The organism is Vibrio sp. 378, assembly GCF_033339435.1.
In genome coordinates this window covers 1-825 of sequence record NZ_JAWOUO010000349.1, presented here as the reverse complement: position 1 = coordinate 825, position 825 = coordinate 1, and the positions used below count along the sequence as shown (strand labels likewise).

The following is an 825-nucleotide window of genomic DNA, read 5'->3' as shown; positions in this document are numbered from 1 at the left end:
TTTCGAATTCACATCGTTTCTCGGTATCGCCCTCGACCCCAAAAGAAAGAGACACCCAAATGACACAAATTAATCAAGAACGTCTAGTTGAACATTTCTGCCAACTGGTTCGTATCGACAGCGAATCTATGAATGAAAAACAAATTGCAGAAACACTGGCTGAGCAACTGGGCGAACTAGGCTTTACGGTTCACAAGCTTCCTGTACCAGAACACATTTCTAATGGCTTCAACGTGTACGCACGTTTAGAAGGGAAAAAAGAAGGCTCAATCCTAATGAGCTGTCACATGGATACGGTAACGCCGGGCATTGGTATCGAGCCGATCATCGAAGACGGTATCATCCGCTCGAAAGGCAACACCATTCTTGGCGGTGACGACAAATCGGGCATCGCTGCCATCATGGAAGCAGTGCGCTGCATCCAAGCTGAAAACCTAGAACACAAAACGCTCGAATTGGCGTTCACTGTACATGAAGAAGGTGGCCTGTTCGGTTCTGAATACTTCGATATGTCTCACGTAACCTCAACAGAAGCGATCGTACTGGACACAGGTGGCCCAATTGGAACTATCGTAACGGCTGCTCCGGGCCAACAAAAGATCGTCGCAACCATCAAAGGCCGCCCTGCACATGCAGGTCTTGCGCCGGAAGAAGGCATCAGCGCGATCATGGTTGCGGCAGACGCAATCAACCAAATGAAACTGCTTCGCATCGACGAAGAAACCACAGCGAACATCGGCATGGTCAACGGTGGTCAGGCAACCAACATTGTGATGCCAGAGCTTAAAATCGTGGCTGAAGCTCGCTCTCTAAATGGAGAGAAGC

1 protein-coding gene is annotated in these 825 nt (G+C 49.2%); it reads left to right on the top strand.

From position 1 onward, the window contains the following. Positions 1 to 59: 59 nt before the first annotated feature. On the top strand, positions 60 to 825 hold a 766-nt coding region (locus R7Q48_RS26200; protein ID WP_318133110.1), incomplete at its 3' end, for a M20/M25/M40 family metallo-hydrolase.